The organism is Streptomyces phytophilus (assembly GCF_013870535.1).
Taxonomy (GTDB): Bacteria; Actinomycetota; Actinomycetes; order Streptomycetales; family Streptomycetaceae; genus Streptomyces; species Streptomyces phytophilus.
The window spans coordinates 1-2410 of the sequence record NZ_JACBXC010000944.1; the positions used below are offsets into that span (position 1 = coordinate 1).

Consider the following 2410-nt stretch of genomic DNA (forward strand, 5'->3'; position numbering starts at 1 on the left):
GCCGCCGTGGAACGTCGCCCAGGCGCCCTCCGCACCCTGTCGGCCGCGGACGAAGCGCGCGGCGGCGCTGGTGGTGTGCTCGTCCCGTACGCCCAGGAACTCGCGCAGGAGCAGGTCCTCGGCGTCCATGGTGACGTTGGTCTCCAGGTCGCCCTTCCACCAGCCCTCGACGTCCTGCCGGCCGAGCAGGTTGGCGCTCGCCCGCTCGACCGCCTGCCTCGCGGCCAGTAAGGCAGCCGCCGCCCCCGCGGGGGCGGTGTCGGTTGCGTTGCCGCCATCGGCAGTGGCTTTCATGCACACCCCTTTCGAAGGGACGTCCGGACGCGGGGCCCGGGCGTCGGTGTCAGTGCCGGCGTACGACGACGAAGTCGGCGAGTGCGACGAACCGTTCGCGGATGTCGTCGGGCATCTTCACCCCGTCCAGCGAAGCGAGAGCGCTCTCGTGCTGCCTCTGTGCCTCCTCCTGAGTCCACCGACGTCCGCCGGCTTCTTCGATCAACGCGGCCCGGGCCGCGAATTCTTCCTCGTCGAAGTCGTTTTCCGCATCGGTATTTCGGTCATCGGCGCGTTTCGCGTCGGCGGCGAGCGTCTTCGCCAGCTCGGCGGAGGCCGGGCCGCCGGCGGCGAGGGCCGCGCACACCGGCAGGGACTTCTTGCGCTGCCGCAGGTCGCTCCAGGTCTGCTTGCCCGTGACGGCGGGCTCGCCCCAGATGCCGAGCACGTCGTCAACGGCCTGGAACGCCAGGCCGAGATGGAGTCCGTAGCGCTCCAGACCGTCGGCGGCGTCGTCGCCCGCGCCGCCGAGCACGGCCCCGACGGAGCAGGCGCACGCGAGGAGCGCGCCGGTCTTGTTGCCCTCCATCTCCAGGCACTCGGCGACGGTGACGCTCTCGCGGTGCTCGTACGAGATGTCCTGCGCCTGGCCGTCGATGAGCCTGCGGGTGGCGGTGCTCAGCCGGCGGGCGGCGCGTGCCGCTTCGGGCGTGTCCAGTTCCAGCAGCAGTTCGCAGGCGAGCGCGAAGAGGGCGTCGCCGACGAGGATGGCCTGCGCGGGGCCGTGCACCTTCCACACGGTGTCGCGGTGGCGGCGCTGCTCGTCGCCGTCCATCAGGTCGTCGTGCAGGAGGGAGAAGTTGTGGACCAGCTCCACCGCGACGGCGCCGGGGACCCCGGTCTCCGCGGAGGCGCCGGCGGCCTCGGCGGCGAGCAGCGAGAGGAGGGGGCGTACGGCCTTGCCGCTGTCTCCGTCCGCCGGGTTGCCCAGCGCGTCGATCCAGCCGAAGTGGTAGGCGGCGACGGTGTCCATCGGGGGTACGAGCCGGTCGACGACGGCACGCAGCACCGGGTTGGTCAGCTCCCGGGCGTGGTCCAGCAAGACCAGGACTTCGGCGGCGCCGGGGGTGGCCGCGGTGTCGGTGTCCGGTTCTGGACGGGGCACGTTCTCTCCTCCGATGGATCTCAAACTGCTTCCAGCAGGTTCCGCGGCACTTCTCGACCCAGGCCGCCGAGGGTCTCGCGGACCGCCGCGAGGCCGCTGAGGACGGCGCTCTCCATGGTCGCGGGCCAGCCGGTGGCGGTCCACGCGCCCGCGAGTGCGAGGCCGGGTGCGTGGGTCCGGGAACCCGGGCGCAGCCGGCCGACGCCCGGTGCCGGGGCGAAGGTCGCGGTGCGCTCGCGGGTGACGAAGAAGTCGCGTACCCCGGCGCCGCGGGCGTCGGGCAGCAGCTTCGACAGCTCGGGGAGGTAACGCTCGCGCAGCTCGCCGACGGGCCGCTCGATGTCGTCCTGCGCGGCGGACTGGGAGACCGCCACGTACTGGCAGCCCCGGCCCCCGGGGGTGTCGGCGAGGCCGGAGGTGTCCGTGCGGTCGAAGATCCACTGCACGGGGGTGCCGATCGCGGCGACGAACGGGGAGTGCAGCACCCGCCGGTCGTACACGACATGGAGGTTGAGGATGGGCGCGGTGCCGATCCGGAGCAGCCGGTCCTTGTGGTCGATCGCGCCGGCCGGCAGCAGCCCGTGCGCCTCGCGCTGCGGTACGGCCAGGACCACGGCGTCGGCGTCCAGCGTCGTGCCCGGGCCGCCGGTCCGCTCGGATCCGGTCGCGGCGTCGACCTGCCAGCCGCCGGCGGGGGTGCGGCGCAGTTCGGTGGCGCGGGTGCGCAGCAGGATGCGGGCGCCGGTCCGCTCCAGCCGGCGGCGGGGCAGCGTGTCGTGCAGCTCGCCGAGGGGCACGCGGGCCCAGCCGATGTCGGCGGCGCCGCGCTCGGTGAGCAGTCCGGTCTTGAACACCATCGCGGCCAGCCCGAGGGAGACCTCCGGCGCGAAGGAGTTGAGGGTGGCGACGCCGACCATGTCCCACAGCGCCGAGACGGCGCGCGGCGACTGCCCGTGCCGGTGCAGCCAGCTG

2 protein-coding genes and 1 pseudogene are annotated in these 2410 nt (G+C 73.7%); all 3 read right to left on the reverse strand.

What is annotated here, in order from left to right; all coding sequences use genetic code 11:
- Window positions 1-294: pseudogene (locus tag H5J30_RS27495) on the reverse strand (squalene--hopene cyclase); the annotation flags it as partial.
- Between the two features lie 49 nt (window positions 295-343).
- A complete protein-coding gene (locus tag H5J30_RS27500) occupies window positions 344-1438 on the reverse strand; it encodes a polyprenyl synthetase family protein (RefSeq protein ID WP_181790012.1) in 1095 nt (364 codons plus the stop codon).
- Window positions 1439-1458: 20 nt separating this feature from the next.
- A partial coding sequence (locus H5J30_RS27505) for a hydroxysqualene dehydroxylase (RefSeq protein WP_181790013.1) occupies window positions 1459-2410 on the reverse strand: 952 nt, incomplete at its 5' end.